Source organism: Stenotrophomonas sp. 14P6.2.3 (assembly GCF_057799055.1).
Genome location: NZ_JBYOLA010000031.1, coordinates 1 through 17866, shown reverse-complemented (window position 1 = coordinate 17866; position 17866 = coordinate 1). Strand labels below are relative to the sequence as shown.

Genomic DNA, 17866 nt, shown 5'->3' with positions numbered 1-17866 from the left:
ACGGTGGCAGGGGATGTGGGGCTGGGAGCCTTGCATCGCAAGGGCGCACTATAGCGTGGCGGCTCGTTACGTCATGCGACGGTGACGGGTTTCAGCATCCTACCGACACCCTCTTGACCCTCGTACACTCAGGGTCATGAGCCGCCATTCACGACATCCTGAACTGCACCGCGCCGATCGCGTCGGCTGGCTGCGTGCCGCCGTGCTGGGCGCCAACGATGGCATCGTCTCGGTCGCCGGCCTGGTGGTCGGTGTGGCCGCCAGCGGCGCCTCGGCCAGCACGATCCTGGCCACCGGTGTGGCCGGTACCGTGGCCGGTGCGATGTCGATGGCCGCCGGCGAGTATGTGTCGGTGCAGACCCAGGCCGATACCGAGAATGCCGATCTGGCGATGGAGAAGCGCGAGCTGCACGAAGACCCGCACAGCGAACTGGACGAGCTGACCGCGATCTACCGCCACCGCGGCCTGGAGCCGGCGCTGGCACGACAGGTCGCCGAGCAGCTGACCGCCCACGACGCGCTGGGCGCCCATGCGCGCGACGAACTGGGCATCACCGAGGAACTGCGCGCGCGACCGTTGCAGGCCGCACTGGCTTCGGCCGGCGCCTTCACCTGTGGTGCTGCCCTGCCGGTGCTGACCGCACTGCTGGCACCAGTGCAGAACGTCGCCACCGCCACCACGGTAAGCACGCTAGCCGGCCTGTGCCTGACCGGCGCGATGGCGGCACGCGCCGGTGGCGCGTCACCGACGCGTGGTGCCCTGCGCGTGATGTTCTGGGGTGCGCTGGCGATGGCGGCTGCAGCTGCGGTCGGCCGCCTGCTGGGCGCGCACGTCGTATGACCGGCATGCCCCCCACCGCCACCGCCCTACTGGCGGAGATGGCCAGCCTGGCCGGCTGCCAACGCGCCGAAGGCTACGCCTGCATCACCGCCCGCCGCGAGCATGGCGCCAGCTCGGTGGAGATACCGCAGCCGCAGTTCGCGATCCTGCTGGAAGGCCGCAAGCAGGTGCGTACCGCACACCAGTCACTGACCTTCGTCCCGGGCGACATCCTGCTGATCACCCAGCGTTGCCGCATCGACGTGGTCAACACACCCGACCCGCAGACCGGCCGCTACCTCAGCGCGATCGTGCCGCTGTGCACGGAAGTGCTGGCGGCGGCGCGCACCCTGTGGAGCGAAGCCTTGCCGACGGCCGGACCGGCGCTGGCACGGCAGGCGTTGAGCGATCACGCCACGGCGCTGCACAGCTGGCGGCAGTCGTTGCAGGATGGCCGCTACAGCGAAGCACGGCTGGCGCTGGCCACGCTGGTGCTGGCGTGGTGCCGGCAGGGCCACGGCAACCTGTTGTTGCCGCACGCACCGACGCTGGGCGAACAGATCCGCGACCGCATCGCCGCCGAACCGGCACGTGACTGGCAGTCACGCGACGTTGAAGCACACTTCGCGCTGAGTGGCGCGACCCTGCGGCGGCGGTTGGCAGCTGAAGCCACCAGCCTGCGCCAGCTGCTGACCGAAGCGCGCCTGGCCCACGGCATGCAGTTGCTGTACACCACCGATCTGCCGCTGAAGACCGTAGCAGCGCGCGCGGGGTATCGTTCCGCAGCGAGCTTCAGCAAGCGCTTCGCCGAGCAGTACGGGCTCGCTCCTACCGACATCTAGGGGTGTTCGGCAGGGCTGCGCCCTGCACCCGCAGAGGCTCTTCAAGCAACGGCAACAGCAAAGGCCAAAGCGGCATTCCGTGGGATGGCGGGGCACTGTGGGTTTGCGGGGACGCCGTGAATCCGTCCATGGAGGCTTGGTCGCCGCATCCATGCGGCTCACACCCCGCAAACCCACAGTGCCCCGCCTTCGACAGTTTCCTGGTGGCCAGTAGATCCACGCCATGCGTGGATGATTTCCTCCACGTCCATTCGATTCATTTCGATGATTCCGAATTGAATTCGAAGAGCATCCACCCATGGCGTGGATCCAAGGTCGACACCCACCAAGAGCAGGTCATGCCATCCCAACAGATCGCGGGAATCTGTCGAAGGCGGGGTGGGTCCGGTTGCGGGGGCGTGAGCCGCATGGATGCGGCGACCGAGCTTACATGGACGTACTTGCAGCGTCCCCCGCAACCGGACCCACCCCGCCAACCCACGGAATGCCCGCTTTTGCTGTTGCTTCGGCCGTTGCTGTTGCTTCGGCCGTTGCCTCTGCGGGTGCAGGGCGCAGCCCTGCCGATAACCCCCCTTTGAGCATTCCGCGCAGTGGTTTGAGCGCCGCACGCACGCGCAACGCGGCACGCTGTGCGCACCGGGCCTGCCCATCACTCATCGAGAAGAACCGCCATGACCCTGCGCCACCTGCCGCTGCGCGCCGCCCTGCTGCTGGCCCTGTCCTCCCTGCCGCTGACCGCACTGGCCGAGGCCACCTCGCCCGCACCTACCCAGCAGGTGCCGGGCGTGCAACACCAGCGCATCGGTGCGCTGCAGGTCACCGCCCTGTTCGACGGCGTGGTCGCGCTCGGCCGACAGGAAGTGGTCGATGTGCCGCCAACGCTGGTCAGCCGCCTGCTCGAAGGCCGCTACGTGCCCGAAGACAAGAAAGGCCTGCAGACCGCGATCAACGCGTTCCTGGTGCGCCAGGGCAAGCACCTGACCCTGGTTGATGCCGGCACCGCGCAGTGCTTCGGCCCTGACCAGGGCCAGGTGCTGGGCAACCTGCGTGCGGCGGGCGTGGACCCGGCCGAGATCGATGAGGTGCTGCTGACCCACGCCCATCCCGATCACCTGTGCGGCATCCTCGATGCGCAGGGCAAGCCTGCCTATCCGAATGCGACGGTGTGGTTGTCCAAGGCCGATGCCCGCTACTGGCTCGACCCGGCCAGCGAAGCCACGGCGCCGCAAGGCGTACGCTTCGCCTTCGCGCTGGCACGCAATGCGGTGGCGCCGTACCAGGCCGCCGGACGCCTGCACACCTTCCAGCCTGGCGACGCCCTGCCGGGCCACGCGGTGGCGATGGATACCCACGGCCACACGCCGGGGCACGTGTCCTATCGCTTCGACAGCCAGGGCCAGTCACTGCTGGTGTGGGGGGATGTACTGCATTTCCATGCAGTGCAGTTCGCGCACCCGGAAGCGGCATTCGAGGCCGATTCGGACCGCAAGGCGGCTACGGCCAGCCGTCGCAGCGTGTTGCAGGAAGCCACCGCCAAGGGCTGGTGGGTCGCCGGCGCGCACCTGCCCTTCCCCGGGCTGGGTCACGTGCGCAGCGAAGGCAAGGCCTATGCGTGGGTACCGGCGGAGTTCTCGCCGTTGAAATGACGCCGTGTAGAGCCGAGCCCATGCTCGGCCATCAGGGTCTCGCCGCGCTACGCGCGGCAGCCGAGCGTGGGCTCGGCTCTACAAAAGTGTCGCCGGGCAAGGCCCGGCGCCCTGTTCCTTATTCCAGCCCCATCCAGCCGCCGATGATGCCGCGGGCTTCCTCGACGCCGGTACGGGCGGCGCCGGAGAACACCTGCACACTCACCGTATCGCCGAACGACGAATGCAGTTCCTTGCGCACTTTCTGCAGGGTCTGCATCTGCTGGCTGCGGCTCAGCTTGTCGGCCTTGGTCAGCAGCGCGTGCGCCGGCAGGCCACGCTGCACGGCGTAGGCCAGCATCTGCCGGTCGTAGTCCTTCAGCGGATGGCGGATGTCCATCACCACCACCAGGCCCTTCAAGGCCTCGCGGGTGCGGAAGTAGCGGTCGATGAAGGCCTGCCAGTGCGCCTGCAGGTCCAGCGGCACCTTGGCGTAGCCGTAACCGGGCAGATCGACCAGATGGGCGTCCGGGGTGACCTGGAAGAACACCAGCTGCTGGGTCCGGCCAGGCGTCTTGGAGACCCGGGCCAGGCTGTTCTGGCGGGTCAGCGCGTTGAGCGCGCTGGACTTGCCGGCGTTGGAGCGACCCGCAAAGGCCACTTCGGACCCTTCATCGGGCGGCAGCTGCCCCATGTTGTGGGCAGAGAGGTGGTATTGGGCGCGTTCGATGAGCAATGACATGCGCATAGGATCGCATGTTGCGGCGCCGCGCGCCCGGCCCGCGGGCCTCCTGCGGGAAAATGCTGCACTGCTGCGTTGACCGTGTACGGAAACGGCGTTGATAATCCGGGCGATGCCGGCCGCCGCCGCCCGGCCGGTCCATACGGAGCTTCAGCATGCGCCACGCTCGCGTTCTTGCCGTATCCGCCCTTGCTACTGCCGTTGTTGCCGCTGCTGCCTTTGCGCAGACCACGCTGACCCCGCTGCCCGACAACGGCCCGATCAGTACCGCCTCGCTCGAGGTGGATTTCAGCAAGACCACCTGGGGCGATGCCAAGGCCGGCCAGACCAAGGCCACCGCGTGTGCCGCCTGCCATGGTGCCGATGGCAATTCCACGGTGGAGATGTATCCCAGCATCGCCGGCCAGAGCGAGCGCTACGTCGCCCAGCAGATGGCCCTGATCGCCAACGGCCAGCGCAGTTCCGGCGCTGCTGTGGCGATGGTGCCCTTCGTGCAGAACCTCACCCCGCAGGACATGCGCGATATCGGCGCGTTCTTCGCCACCCAGAAGGCCAACGCCGGCATCGCCGACGACACGCTGGTGGCCGAGGGCCCGTACAAGGGCATGAAGTTCTACCAGATCGGCCAGCAGCTCTACCGCGGCGGCGACGCCCAGCGCGGGCTGCCGGCCTGCATGGCCTGTCACGGCCCCAGTGGCGCCGGCAACCCCGGTCCGGCCTACCCGCACATCGGCGGCCAGCACGCCAGCTATGTCGCCCGGCGCCTGCAGGAATACCAGGCCGGGCAGACCAACGAGACCGACAAGGCGCATTTCCAGATCATGGCCACGGTGGCGCAGAAGCTGACCGAGCAGGAGGTGCAGGCCCTTTCCAGCTACATGCAGGGCCTGCACAACAAGGCCGACGACCTCGCCGCCGAGAGCGCTTCGACGCGACCGGCTGCCGCCCCCTGACCGCCACTGGTCGGCGCGGGTCGCCACGACGGCCCGCCGCTGCGGTATGTTTCCTTCACGCCGGCGGCTGCGCCGGCGTTGTCATTTTCAACGGAGATGCGTGTCGATGAGGTTGATTCCCCGCCTTCTGCTGTCCCTGCTGGTGCTGCTGCCGTTGGCGGCCTGCGCCGCCACCCCCGCCAACGCCCCGCTGGTCGAAGGCAAAGACTACGAGCGCATCGCCCAGCCTGGCCCGTTCCAGCCGCTGGCCGGCAAGATCGAAGTGGTCGAGGTGTTCGGCTACACCTGCCCGCACTGCGCCCATTTCGAACCGCAGCTGGCCGCCTGGGCCGCCAAGCTGCCGGCCGACGTGCGCTTCACCCCGGTCCCGGCCGCCTTCGGCGGTGCCTGGGATTCCTGGGCACTGGCCTACTACGCCGCCGACGAAGTAGGCGTGGCCAAGCGCAGCCACGCCGCCGTGTTCAAGGCCCTGCACGAGGACGGCACGCTGCCGATGCAGAACGTCTCGGCCGATGAGCTCGCCAGCTTCTACAAGGCCTACGGCGTGACCCCGGAGCGCTACACGCAGGCCCTGCGCGGCGAGGCGGTACAGAAGAAGGTCGATGCCGCCCGTGCCTTCGCCCAGCGCACCCAGGTGCCGGGCACCCCGGCCATCATCATCAACGGCCAGTACCTGGTCCGTGGCAAGAGCTTCGACGACCAGCTGCGCATCGCCTCGGCACTGATCGCCCAGGCCCGCGCCGCCCGCGGCCGCTGAACCAACACACACCATCGACACGGCGCTGTCGCCGCCGCATGTCATCATTTCCCTCTGGCCGGTGCCTGACGCCGGCCCCACCTTTCCAGATGCTGGAGACGTTTCCATGAAGACCCGTTTCGCCGCCCTCGCCCTCGCAGCGCTGCTGCCGATCCTGGCGGCCTGCAAGGCCGACGATGGCACCGCCAACACCGCCGCCCCGGCAGAACCGGCCGCGACCCCGGCCAGCACCGAACCGGCCGCGCCGGCCGCGGGCAGCGAAGCCGCTGCACCGGCTGCCGAAGGTGACAAGACCGCCGCCAGCACCGCCCCTGCCCCGACCACCGCCGCGCTGACCGGCCCGGCCCCGGTGGAAGGCGCCGACTACCAGCTGATCCCGAACGGCCAGCCGTTCCAGCCGGCCGCCGGCAAGGTCGAAGTGGTCGAGATCTTCGGTTACGTCTGCCCGGCCTGCGCCGCGTTCCAGCCGCTGGTCGGCCCGTGGAAGGCCGGCCTGCCGAGCGATGTGAACTTCGTCTACGTGCCGGCCATGTTCGGCGGCACCTGGGACAACTACGCCCGTGCCTTCTACGCTGCCCAGACCCTGGGCGTGCAGGAGAAGACCCACGAAGCGCTGTACTCGGCCATCCACTCGCAGAAGACCCTGAAGGGCGAGCGCGGTGCTGATTCGGTCGAAGACATCGCCAAGTTCTACGGTGCCTACGGCGTCGATCCGAAGCAGTTCGCCGCCACCATGGGCAGCTTCGCGGTGAATGCCAAGACCAACTCGGCCAAGCAGTTCGCCCAGCGCAGCCAGATCAGCGGCACCCCGTCGATCATCGTCAACGGCAAGTACCTGGTGAAGGGCAAGAGCTTCCCGGACATGCTGCGCATTGCCGACCACCTGATCGCCCGCGAACGCGGTGCGGCCCAGGCTCACTGATCAAAGAGACGTTTTCCCGGCCGTGACTTCCCCCACAACACGGACCCTGCGTTTGCTGACGGCCAACATCCAGGCCGGCTCAAGTACCCGCCGCTACAGCGACTATGTGACCCGCAGCTGGTCACATGCGCTGCCGGCGGGTCGCAAGCGCAGCAGCCTTGACGCGATTGCCACTTTGGCGCGCGGTCATGACATCGTCGGCCTGCAGGAGGCCGACCCGGGCAGCCTGCGCTCGGGCTTCACCAACCAGACCCATTACCTGGCCCAGCGTGCCGGCTTCAATTACTGGAGCCACCAGCCGAACCGGCGCATGGGCGGCGTTGCCTCCAGTGCCAACGGCCTGCTGAGCAAGCTGGAACCGGTGGAAGTGCAGGACCACGCCCTGCCCGGCCGCATCGGCGGGCGCGGCGTGCTGCTGGCCAAGTTCGGCGATGGTCGCGATGGCCTGGCCGTTGCGGTGGCCCATCTGTCGCTGGGCGCAGGCTCGCGGATGGCCCAGCTTGGCTTCATCGCCGAGCTGTTGTCGGACCATCCCAATGCGGTGCTGATGGGCGACTTCAACTGCCTGGCCGAACGGCCGGAAATGCAGGTGCTGTACCAGAAGACCCGCCTGCAGCCGCCGGGCTGCATCGTGCCGACCTTCCCCAGCTGGCGCCCCGACCGCGCCATCGACCACATCCTGGTCAGCAGCGGCCTGCAGACCCGCAACGTGGAAGCGGTGCCGGCAGCGTTCTCCGACCATCTCGCCCTGGCGATGGCGATCGACGTCCCGGCCGACGCCTTGCGCTGACGCTGCCGCTGCGCTCGCCGGGCATGGCCCGGCGCTACCGACCCTGGTAGGGGCCAACCTTGGTTGGCACGCTGCCCTGTTGGGTGCGCACCGTTGGCACGCTGCCCTGGTGGGTGCGGACCCCGTTGGCAGGCTGACCTGGTGGGTGCGGACCGTTGGTCCGCACGCTCTCCGCCGGGCATGGCCCGGCGCTACCCCGCCTGCGCCACCGGCACCTTCAACCGCCTTGCCGTCATCGTGCTGCCCACCGAGGCCAGCACCGTGCAGCCGATCGCCAGCCACTGCAGTCCATGCAGGTGCTCGTGCAGCAGCAGCATCGCCCACAGCGCGGCCACCGCCGGTTCCATGCTGATCAGGATCCCGAAGGTCTCCTTCGGCAGGCGCTTGAGCGCCATCATCTCCAGTGACATCGGGATCGCGCTGGATACCAGCGCCACCACCAGCCCGGCCAGCAGGATCTTCGGCTCCAGCAACGCCGCACCGGCATGCACCACGCCCACCGGCACCACCACCAGCGACGCGGCCAGCAACCCCAGCGACACCGAGTGCCCGGCGTGCAGGTGGCCGGCGCGTTTGCCGAACACGATGTACAGGCCCCAGCAGGCCGCCGCGCCCATGGCGTACAGCACGCCCACCGGGTCCAGAGCCGGGCCGCCGCCGATCGGCAGCAGCAACAGCAGCCCCACGGCCGCGCAGCCCACCCAGAGGAAATCGATCGGCCGCCGCGACGACAGCATCGCCACCGTCAACGGGCCGGTGAATTCGATGGCCACCGCAATGCCGAACGGGATCGTGCGCAAGGCCATGTAGAACAACAGGTTCATCAGGCCCAGGGTGAGGCCGTAGCGCAGGATCGTGATCGCATCCACGCGGCTGGTCTTCCAGCGCCATGGCCGCCAGAACAGCAGCAGCAACAGCGCCGAAAAGCCCACGCGCAGCGCGCTGGTGCCCTGCGCACCGATCAACGGAAACAGCTGCTTGGCGTAGGAGGTACCGATGGCCAGTGCGGTGACCGAGCCGAGCACCGCCAGCGCCGGCAACATCGGCGCGATTCGAGAAGTCTGCATGCCGCCAGTCTATTGCGCCGGCGGCGAGCACTTGGCTCAATTGACGGCCCGTCCATGCAACTTCTGCTCACCATGGCCACCGCCCCCGTGCTGGACAGCTTCGACCGCGCCATCCTCGCCCTGCTGCAGCAGGACAATACCCTGCCGCAACGGCAGATCGCCGAGGCCGTGCACCTGTCGACCCCGGCCGTGCAGCGGCGGATCAAGCGCCTGCAGGACAGCGGGGTGATCGCCGCCAACGTGGCCGTGATCGATGCCGCGAAGATCGGCCGGCCGCTGACCATCATCGTCGAGGTGCGCGTGGTCAGCGAACAGCGCGAGAAGGTCGCCCCGTTCCGCCGCCGCGTGCAGGACGACCCTGCCGTGCAGCAGTGCTACTCGATCACCGGCGACGGCGATTTCCTGCTGCTGCTTTCGGCGGCATCGATGGAAGAGTACGAGGCGATCACCGAGCGGTTGTTCGGTGCCGATGACAACATCGAGCGCTTCCGTACGTCGGTGGCGCTGGGCACGTTGAAACGTGGCTTCGACGTGCCGTTGTCATAGCGTAGATGCGTTCGAGCATGGCCTGCTCCTACACTGGCAACGCATGAATACCCCTCCCCCCTCCAATGCCAGACGCCTGCGCCGCTGGCTGCTGCGTGGCGCCATCCTGCTGATCCTGGTCATCGCGGCGATGGCCTTCTGGAACAGCCCGTGGGCCGCCGCACCGAAGATGCTGTGGACGCTCTCGCGCATGCCGCCGGCCACGCAGCTGCCGGTGCCGGTGGAAGGCGTCCGCCCGCGCCAGATCGCCGATACCTTCGGTGCGCCGCGCGGGCGTGACCGCACGCATGCGGGCATCGACATCTTCGGCAAGCGCGGCACGCCGGTGCGCAGCGCTACCCCCGGCGTTGTCGCCGACATCCGCGACAGCGGCCTAGGTGGCCGCCAGGTCTGGGTCATCGGCCCGGGACGCGAGCGCTATTACTACGCGCACCTGGAAGGCTGGGCCGAGGGCCTGGCGCGCGGCCAGGTGGTGCGCCCCGGCGACCTGCTCGGTCACGTCGGCGACAGCGGCAACGCCAAGGGCACGCCGCCCCATCTGCATTGGGGTATCTACGGCGCCGATGGTGCCCGCGACCCACTGCCGCTGCTGCAGGGGCAAGACATCCGCTGACTGCGGCGCGGGCCTCGCCTTGGATCCGCCCGTTCATTATTTGTAAATAGGAATAGTTCGTATTACCATTTCTTTCGTTTCCGGTGGCGCCAGGACGGCCTGCCCGCCCTTCCCCTACCCGTAGCGCCTCGCCTCCTGGATGCCGGCCGAACGCGCGTGCCCGCCCAGGAATCCCCCGATGATCCGTCCCGCCTTCCGTCCCCTGCAGCCGCAGCGGCTGTCCGCTGCCGTGTTCGCCGCACTCTGCACGGCCGCCGCGCCCGCTGCCTTCGCCGAAACCGCCGCCGACCCGACCACGCTCGACAAGGTCGTGGTGAAGGGCGAGCGTGCCGAAGGCTATTCGGTGCGTCGCACCTCGGCCGGTACCCGCTTCGACCTGGCGCCGCGCGAAATCCCGCAGTCGGTCAGCATCATCAGCCATCAGCGCATTGAAGATCAGAAGCTGGACGACATCATCGACGTGCTGGGCAACACCACCGGCGTGACCAGCACGCAGTCGGACAGCGAGCGCACCGAGTTCTACGCGCGCGGCTTCTACATCGACAGCTACCAGTTCGATGGCCTGCCCACGCAGATGGTGCAGAACTGGAGCTACGGCGACTCCGGCCTGGACCTGGCCCTGTACGACCGCGTGGAAGTGGTGCGCGGCGCCACCGGCCTGCTCAGTGGCGCCGGCAACCCGTCGGCATCGGTGAACCTGATCCGCAAGCACGCCGACAGCGCCGAGCTGACCGGCAGCGTGTCGGTGAACGTCGGCAGCTGGGGCCGCACCCGCACCACCGTGGACGTGGGCAGCGCACTCAATGCCAGCGGCACCGTACGCGGCCGGGTGATCGGCAGCTACCTGGACACCGATGGGCAGATGGACCGCTACAACCAGCGCAAGACACTGGGCTATGCGGTGATCGACGCCGACCTGACCCCCGATACCCAGCTCAGCGTGGGCTACGACTACCAGCACAAGAAGGCCAGCGGCGCGACCTGGGGCGGCTTCCCGATGTGGTACGCGGACGGTAGTTCAACCCACTACCCGACGTCGTTCAATCCCTCGCCGGAGTGGACCTACTGGGACACCACCAGCAAGCGCGCCTTCGCCACCCTGCAGCACGCGTTCGGCAATGGCTGGAAGTTCAAGATCGGCGCCACCCACGATCGCACCCAGGCCGATGACAAGCTGTTCTATCCGTCCTACACCGCCTTCGACAAGACCACCGGCGCAGGTGTAACGCCGATGGCCGGCTTCTACAATACCGAGCGCAAGGTCGATGGCATCGACGGCTACATCGATGGTCCGTTCCAGCTGTTCGGTCGCGAGCACCAGTTCATGGCCGGCCTGAGCTACAACAAGCGCGAGTTCGCCAACTACGGCGATTTCCAGATGGGCGGCCCGGGCTGGAACCCGTTCGATACCTACCTCAACTGGACCGGCAACATCCCCCAGCCGAACTGGAATCCACTGGCACTGGCCAGCGAAGGCACCATCACCCAGAAGGCCGGCTACGTGGCCGCGCGGTTGTCACTGGCTGATCCGCTGAAGCTGATCGTCGGTGCGCGCTACACCGACTGGAAGAGCGAAGACGAAGGCAATGATCGCTCGCACAAGGTCACCACGCCGTACGCCGGCCTGGTCTATGACATCAACGACACCTATTCGGCGTACACCAGCTACACCGAGATCTTCCAGCCGCAGACGCTGCGCAACAAACAGGGCAGCTACCTGGACCCGGTGGATGGCAAGAGCTACGAAGTGGGCGTCAAGGGTGCCTGGTTCGACAACCGCCTGAATGCCTCGCTGGCCGTGTTCCGCATCGAGCAGGACAACGTCGGCCAGGCCACCATGGACAAGGTGGACGGGCAGCAGAATGAAACGGCCTATGTCGCCGCACGCGGCACGGTCAGCCGTGGCTTCGAGTTCGAGTTGAACGGCGAACTGGCACCGGGCTGGAATGCCACATTCGGTGCGTCGCGCTACGTGGCCAAGGACATCAACGACGCCGACATCAACACCAACCTGCCGCAGACCGCGCTGAAGCTGTTCACCAGCTACACCCCGCAGTCGCTGCAGGAACTGACCGTCGGTGGTGGTGCCAACTGGCAGAACCGCATCTACTACGCGGCGCCGGTGGTGGGTCGTTTCGAACAGGAAGGCTACGCCCTGGTCAGTGCGTTCGTGCGCTACCGCATCTCGCCGGAATTCAGCGTGCAGGCCAACCTCAACAACCTCCTGGACAAGAAGTACTACTCGCAGATCACCGGCTACGGTGCGTATGGCGATGGTCGCAACGGTTCGCTGACCTTCACCTGGTCGTTCTGAGCAGGCGCGGGGCACGATCGCCCCGCACCTGTAGAGCCGAGCCCATGCTCGGCTGCCTTTCGCAACGTTGTGGGCGATCGAGCCGAGCATGGGCTCGGCTCTACCTCCACATGGGGACGCCGGGCTGAGCCCGGCGCCGTCACCTCATCAGAACCGCAGGTCCGCGCGCAGGTACCAGTAGCGGCCACGCGGAATGTCGTAGGTCGACGCGTCATAGCCGTTCAACGAGCACGACAGGCAGATCGGCGGATCCTTGTCGAACACGTTGTTCAGACCGGCCGTCAGCTGCAGCCCCTTCATCCAGTCGATCTTGTAGCCCACCTGCGCGTCATGGAAGGTGGTGGCCGACAGCGTGTTGGTGCCGGCAGCCTGGTTGCTGCACACCGGGAACGCCACGGCGTCACCGCAGTCTTCGGTCAGTTCGGAAATGTGGCGTACCGTCCAGTTGGCGCTCCAGTTGTCCAGCGTCCAGCCGATGCTGGCGTTGCTGGTCCATTCCGGAATCGAACTGTCAGCCACTTCCACGCCGGGCTTCTGCGGCTGCCTCTGGCCGGCCGCACCGGTGGCCTCATAGCGACCGACGAAGGTGTTCTTCCAGCCCAGCTTGAACTGGCCGATCGAGCTCTGCGGCAGGGTCCAGAACAGATCCACATCCCAACCATCGGTCTTGATCGAACCCAGGTTGGTCAGGCGGTTGTTGAAGCTGCTGACCGCACCGGTGCTGGCACGGGTGATGCCGTCGCAGTAGATCGGGTCCAGCGTATCCACGCACAGGTCCAGCTGGGTCTGCGCGTTGATCGCCTGGATCGCGCCATCGATGTTGTGGCGGTAGAAGGTCACTTCCACGTCGAAGCGCTCCGACCACGACGCATCGTTGCCGAACCAGGGGCTCCACACGAAGCCGGCACTGAAGCTGCGCGACCGCTCCGGTTCCAGCTCGCGGTTGCCGCCGGTGGTCACCGAGATCTGCGAGTTGGCCTGCTGGAAGCCGGTCGGCACGCCCAGCGAGGCACAGTTGGCCGCACTGCCACGCGGCGGTGTGCCGCCCAGGCCCACCGAGCACGGATCGAACAACTGCAGATCGGCGCGCGCAGCCGAACCATACAGTTCACCGATTGACGGTGCGCGGAAGCCTTCGGCGTAGGTGGTACGCAGCACGAAATCATCGGTCACCTGCCAGCGCAGGCCGTACTTGGGCGTGAACTCGCCACCGAAGGTCGAGTAATCCGAGTAGCGGCCGGCCAGGCTCAGGTCCAGCTTCTTGCCCAGTGCCGAGTCGGCGAAGATCGGCACGCTCAGCTCCAGGTACGCTTCGTTGACGTCGTAGGAACCGGACGTCGGCTGCGACGGTACGCCGTTGTAGTGGCCGATCACCGTCAGTGGGTCAGGCTGGTACGAGCCCTTGTATTTGCGGTGTTCGAGGCCGGTGGCGAAGGACACCGGACCGGCCGGCAGGGTGAACAGATCGCTGGACAGATTGGCGGTGAACAGACTCAGCTCGTTCTGGCTGCGGTCGCGCACCACCGGCTGGATCCACTTCAGCATGTCCGGGGTGATCGAGCCGACGCCGCCGAAGATGTTCAGCGGCACGCAGCCCGGCGTGGCCGCGCACACGGCCGGATCACCCAGCGCCATGTTGACGTTGTAGATGTTGTAGCTGCCGTAGTTGGTCTGCTCGGCCTTGTTCTTGCTGTACATGCCGTTGACGTCCCAGTACCAGCTGCGGTCGGCCGCCTGGAAGTTGCCGACCAGGCCGGTGGCGAAGTACGTGGTGTCCACCTTCTGCTCGAACACGCGCGCGCCACCTTCCACCGGGCGGCGACCGATCAGGCTCATGTTGTCACCCGAGACCAGGTCGAAGCCGAACGGGTTGTATGGATTGAGCGCGGACACGGTGATGTTGTCGGCCAGCGGATTGCCGGTGGCGCCATCGGGGCCGAAGAACAGCGGCTCCGGGCCGGCCTGGTTGGTCGACTCGCGGCGGTTGCCCAGTGCCTTGACGTACCACTGCACGTTGTCGGTGATGTCGAAGCGGAACTGGCCGAACAGGCCCTTACGCTCCGAGGGCGTCAGCACCATGTTGTATTCGGCGAAGTTGAAGCGGTCGGCGCTGGTGAAGCAGTGATAGTCATCGGTGCGCGCGCAGCCGGCGCTGCCGTCGTAGCGCGGGTTGCTCACGCCGGTATTGGGCACGATGTTCTGCACCGCGCCGGTGTTCGGGTCGGTGAACATGAAACGGCCCTGCGGAATGCCGCCGCTGCCGAAGGCCAGGCCGGTACCGGGAATCGGAAAGCGCGACTGCTCGCGGTCCTTCGCATACACCGGGTCCTGCTTGGTCCAGCTTGCCCCCAGGAACAGGCTGTAACGGTCGCCGCTCTTGCCCCAGGCCAGGTCCACGCCCTTCTGCGTGCCGTCGCCCTTGCCGTACTGGCCATAGTTCAACGTCACCTGGCCGCCATCGAAATCGCGGCGGGTGATGATGTTGACCACACCGGCGATGGCATCGGAGCCGTACAGCGACGACGCGCCGTCTTCCAGCACTTCGATGCGTTCAACGATGGCCAGCGGAATGGTGTTGAGGTCGGTGGCCGAGCCCACGCCCGAGGCCGAGGATTCGTTGACCCAGCGGATGCCATCGACCAGCACGAGTACGCGCTTGGCACCCAGATGGCGCAGGTCCACCTGCGCCGAACCCGCGCCGACGCCACTACCGTCGGGCGGGAAACCGAAGTTGCCCGACGAATTGAATTTGGCATTGAGCGCCGAGCCGGAACCTGTGAGCTGTTGCAGCACTTCACCGATCGAGGTCAGGCCGGTGCGTTCGATGTCGGCGCGATTGAGGGTCTGGACCGGCACCTGGCCTTCCACTTCAGCGCGCTTGATGCGGGTACCGGTGACTTCGATCGCATCCAGATTGGTGGTGGTCGATTGGGCAGCAGCGCCCATCGGTGCCAGGGCGGTCACGCACAGCGCGACGGCAACCGCCAATGGGCGGTGGTGCAGGTAATTCATTCGCTCTCTCTCCAAAGGAATGTCGGGACATGGACTGCCGCGCTCCCCCTGCATGGCGGCAGCGTCTCCTTTGTAAACAAGCGGTAAAGATCGCGGCGTGATGCCCGACACTCTTTCACGTAGATTTGACGATTCTGAGGGCAGATAACGTCATTTGGCTACGTATTCACCGAAGGCGGCGATCTACATCGGCGCGCTTCCAAGAGCCTGCTGCCCTAGTGCGGCCCTCCCTATGGAAGGCCGCACCGGTCAAGCCATCACTGCACGAACGCGATGCGTTGCATGCCGGTGGCCTCGGCGGCGGCCAGGATCTTGGCCATGCCGTCGTACTCGGCCGACGGATCGGTACTGATGCGCAGCTCCGGCAGGTTGCCGGCATGCTGGCTGGCCTGCGCCTGCAGGCGCGACTGCAGATCGCCGATGGCCATCGGCTGCCCGTCCCAGCTCAACTGGCTGGACGCATCCAGGCGCAGCTCGATCGGCGGCGGTGGCTCGGGGCGATCAACCACGCGATCGGTGGCCTGCGGCAACTGCACGTTGATCGGCCGCGACAACATCGGCGCGGTCACGATGAAGATGATCAACAACACCAGCATCACATCCACCAGTGGCGTGACGTTGATGTCCGCCAGTGGGCCGCTTCTTCCTGCGCTACTGAATGCCATGTGCCGCTCCCTGCAGCAGGGCCGGTCGCCCCAGCCCAAACCTACGCCGGGCAGCCGCCCTCGCGGCAGTGCGGATCACATCATCATTCAGCTGTCGTTGCCCTCTGCTGCCGTGTACGCAATGAGAAACTGAATTCAGCCACCGCCCGCTATGCTGGTCGCCATGACCCGACGATCTACGACCGCCCTGTCCCTGCTCCCGCTGGCCACCACGCTGCTGATCGGCTGCGCGAGTGCCCAGTCCCTCGATGCCCAGAACGCCCAGCTGAAGGCCGCCATCGCGGCCGCCGAACGTGGCCAGTTCGATCCCGGCCAGGCCGCCGCGCTCAGCCGCCATCCAGCGTATGGCTGGCTGGAGTTCGCCAACCTGCGGCGCAACATCGACACCGTGGATACGGCGCAGGCACAGGCCTTCCTCAAGCGCTACCAGGGCCAGGCCGTGGCCAACAGCTTCCGCAGCGCCTGGCTGCCCTCTGTGGCGCGCCGGCAGGACTGGCCGACGCTGCTGGCCAACTGGGTGCCGACCGACAACCTCGGCCTGCGCTGTGCGCAGCTGACAGCGCGCCAGGCCACCGGCAAGGTGGACCCGCAGTGGATCGGTGAAGCCCAGGATCTGTGGCGCAAGAACGGCAAGTCGCTGCCCGATGCCTGCGACGCTGTGTTCGCCGTGCTGCAGGCGCAGGGCGGCATGAGCGATGCCCTGCGCTGGGAGCGCATCGATGCCGCTGCCGATGCCCAGCAGCCGGCGGTGATGCGTTCGGCCGCACGCGGCCTGCAGGCTGGCGATCTGGCGCTGGCCAACACCTACGCCGCCTTTGTCGACAAGCCCAACGCCAGTGCCCTGAACTGGCCGCGCAACGAGCGCAGCCGACGCATCGCCACCGACGGCCTGGCCAAGCTGGCCAAGGCCGACCCGGACGCCACCGAACAGCAGCTGCCGCAGTACGCGCAGGCGCTGGGCCTGAGCGCCGAACAGCAGGGCCAGGTGCGTTACCAGATCGCTCTGTGGACGGTGGCGTCCTACCTGCCCGATTCGGCCCGCCGCTTGAATGCCGTGCCCGATGCGGCCTATGACGAACGCCTGCACGAATGGCGCGCACGCGAAGCAATGTCGCGCGGCGATTGGCCGGCGACGTTGGCAGCGATCCGCAAGATGGGCCCGACCCAGCGCAACGATTCGCGCTGGCGCTATTTCGAAGGCCGCATGCTGGAAAAGACCGGCCAGGCACAGCAGGCGCAGCCGCTGTTCCGCGAAGCCGCACGCGCGCCGACCTTCCATGGCTTCCTGGCGGCGGACAAGCTGCAGCAGCCCTACACGCTGTGCCCGTGGAAGCCCAACGACAGCGCGCAGGCGCAGGCCGTGGTGGCCCGCGATCCGGCCATCCAGCGCGCGATGGCGCTGTACCAGATCGACCGCGCCGGATGGGCGGTGGCCGAATGGAACAACGCACTGTCGCGTTTCGATGACACCCAGCGTCGCCTCGCGGTACGCGTGGCGCAGGACAACGGCTGGTTCGACCGCGCGGTGTTCTCACTGGGCAAGCAGAAGCAGGAGCAGCGCCTGTACGACCTGCGCTTCCCGCTGCACCACGACGCCACGATCCGTCGCGAGTCGGCGCGCAATGCGCTGGACCCGGCCTGGGTGGCCGCTGAGATCCGTGCGGAAAGCGTGTTCAGCCCGCGCGCGCGTTCGCCTGCCAACGCCATGGGCCTGATGCAGGTGCTGCCGGCGACCGGTGCCGGCGTGGCCAAGTCCATCGGCCTGACCGGCTACGGCGGTGCTGACAGCCTGTACGACCCGGACACCAACATCGCCATCGGTACCGCGTACCTGCGGCAGTTGATGAACAAGTACGAGGGCCTGCCCTACGTGACCATCGCCGCCTACAACGCTGGCCCGACGCCGACTGCACGCTGGCAGACCCAGCGCCCGGGCTTCGATCCGGACCTGTGGATCGAGACCATCAGCTACAAGGAAACGCGCGAGTACGTTGCCCGCGTGCTGGCCTTCAGCGTGATCTACGACTGGCGCCTCAATGGCGACGCATTGCCGCTGAGCGACCGCCTGATGGGCCGCCTGGTGGACAAGCGCAAGAGCTTCACCTGCGCCGCCGACGCCGACCAGGGCGGCGACTGATCGACCGGTGACGGTAGCGGGGGGGGGGGGGGGGGGGGGGGGAAGGGGGGGGGGGGAGGGG

Annotated in this window: 15 protein-coding genes; 11 read left to right on the top strand and 4 right to left on the bottom strand. The window is 67.3% G+C overall.

Annotated elements, in window-relative coordinates:
• Nucleotides 1-136 precede the first annotated feature (136 nt).
• The 3 genes from AC27VL_RS17785 (at nt 137) to AC27VL_RS17775 (ending at nt 3308) form a co-directional block, all read left to right on the top strand.
• The gene (locus AC27VL_RS17785) at nt 137-841 is read left to right on the top strand and encodes a VIT1/CCC1 transporter family protein (protein ID WP_089236851.1); all 705 of its coding nucleotides are present in this window, start codon (nt 137-139) and stop codon (nt 839-841) included.
• On the top strand, nt 838-1662 hold the full coding sequence (locus AC27VL_RS17780) for a helix-turn-helix transcriptional regulator (protein WP_488767652.1): 825 nt from the start codon (nt 838-840) through the stop codon (nt 1660-1662). The genes AC27VL_RS17785 and AC27VL_RS17780 overlap by 4 nt, the downstream gene beginning before the upstream one ends.
• Nucleotides 1663-2333: 671 nt before the next feature.
• Nucleotides 2334-3308, top strand: a complete 975-nt coding sequence (locus AC27VL_RS17775; RefSeq protein WP_180165994.1) for an MBL fold metallo-hydrolase — start codon at nt 2334-2336, stop codon at nt 3306-3308.
• Nucleotides 3309-3426: 118 nt separating this feature from the next.
• Here the strand turns inward: AC27VL_RS17775 and yihA are convergent, their stop codons facing one another.
• Nucleotides 3427-4029 (bottom strand): ribosome biogenesis GTP-binding protein YihA/YsxC, encoded by a 603-nt coding sequence (yihA, locus tag AC27VL_RS17770; protein ID WP_488767650.1) that lies wholly within the window; start codon nt 4027-4029, stop codon nt 3427-3429.
• Between the two features lie 155 nt (nt 4030-4184).
• Here yihA and AC27VL_RS17765 point away from each other — a divergent pair, with 155 nt between their 5' ends.
• The 4 genes from AC27VL_RS17765 to AC27VL_RS17750 all read left to right on the top strand — a co-directional run bounded on the left by AC27VL_RS17765 (nt 4185) and on the right by AC27VL_RS17750 (nt 7451).
• Nucleotides 4185-4982, top strand: coding sequence for a c-type cytochrome (locus AC27VL_RS17765; protein ID WP_488767648.1), 798 nt, complete (start codon nt 4185-4187; stop codon nt 4980-4982).
• A 106-nt stretch (nt 4983-5088) separates the two neighbouring features.
• On the top strand, nt 5089-5739 hold the full coding sequence (locus tag AC27VL_RS17760) for a thiol:disulfide interchange protein DsbA/DsbL (protein WP_100553543.1): 651 nt from the start codon (nt 5089-5091) through the stop codon (nt 5737-5739).
• A gap of 106 nt (nt 5740-5845) precedes the next feature.
• Nucleotides 5846-6661: a thiol:disulfide interchange protein DsbA/DsbL gene (locus tag AC27VL_RS17755; RefSeq protein ID WP_205406322.1), complete on the top strand. Its 816-nt coding sequence runs from the start codon at nt 5846-5848 to the stop codon at nt 6659-6661.
• A gap of 22 nt (nt 6662-6683) precedes the next feature.
• Nucleotides 6684-7451 carry an endonuclease/exonuclease/phosphatase family protein gene (locus AC27VL_RS17750; protein WP_089236863.1) on the top strand — a complete coding sequence of 256 codons (768 nt, stop codon included), beginning with the start codon at nt 6684-6686 and terminating at the stop codon, nt 7449-7451.
• Between the two features lie 191 nt (nt 7452-7642).
• On the opposite strand, the gene AC27VL_RS17745 is transcribed toward AC27VL_RS17750, so the two are convergent.
• Nucleotides 7643-8518, bottom strand: a complete 876-nt coding sequence (locus AC27VL_RS17745) for an EamA family transporter (protein WP_089236864.1) — start codon at nt 8516-8518, stop codon at nt 7643-7645.
• Nucleotides 8519-8590: 72 nt separating this feature from the next.
• Between AC27VL_RS17745 and AC27VL_RS17740 the strand changes: the two genes are divergently transcribed.
• From AC27VL_RS17740 to fhuE, 3 genes are all read left to right on the top strand, one after another.
• Nucleotides 8591-9064 (top strand): Lrp/AsnC family transcriptional regulator, encoded by a 474-nt coding sequence (locus tag AC27VL_RS17740; protein ID WP_165378087.1) that lies wholly within the window; start codon nt 8591-8593, stop codon nt 9062-9064.
• Between the two features lie 43 nt (nt 9065-9107).
• Complete coding sequence (locus AC27VL_RS17735) at nt 9108-9677, top strand: M23 family metallopeptidase (RefSeq protein ID WP_346559735.1); 570 nt, start codon at nt 9108-9110, stop codon at nt 9675-9677.
• 178 nt (nt 9678-9855) lie between these two features.
• The gene (fhuE, locus tag AC27VL_RS17730) at nt 9856-11991 is read left to right on the top strand and encodes a ferric-rhodotorulic acid/ferric-coprogen receptor FhuE (protein WP_488767644.1); all 2136 of its coding nucleotides are present in this window, start codon (nt 9856-9858) and stop codon (nt 11989-11991) included.
• A gap of 147 nt (nt 11992-12138) precedes the next feature.
• On the opposite strand, the gene AC27VL_RS17725 is transcribed toward fhuE, so the two are convergent.
• Nucleotides 12139-14937: a TonB-dependent receptor gene (locus AC27VL_RS17725; protein WP_488767682.1), complete on the bottom strand. Its 2799-nt coding sequence runs from the start codon at nt 14935-14937 to the stop codon at nt 12139-12141.
• 323 nt (nt 14938-15260) lie between these two features.
• Entirely contained in the window at nt 15261-15668 is a 408-nt protein-coding gene (locus AC27VL_RS17720; protein WP_205406325.1) for an ExbD/TolR family protein, read from the bottom strand.
• A 151-nt stretch (nt 15669-15819) separates the two neighbouring features.
• Between AC27VL_RS17720 and AC27VL_RS17715 the strand changes: the two genes are divergently transcribed.
• Nucleotides 15820-17805, top strand: a complete 1986-nt coding sequence (locus tag AC27VL_RS17715; RefSeq protein WP_488767642.1) for a transglycosylase SLT domain-containing protein — start codon at nt 15820-15822, stop codon at nt 17803-17805.
• Nucleotides 17806-17866 lie beyond the last annotated feature (61 nt).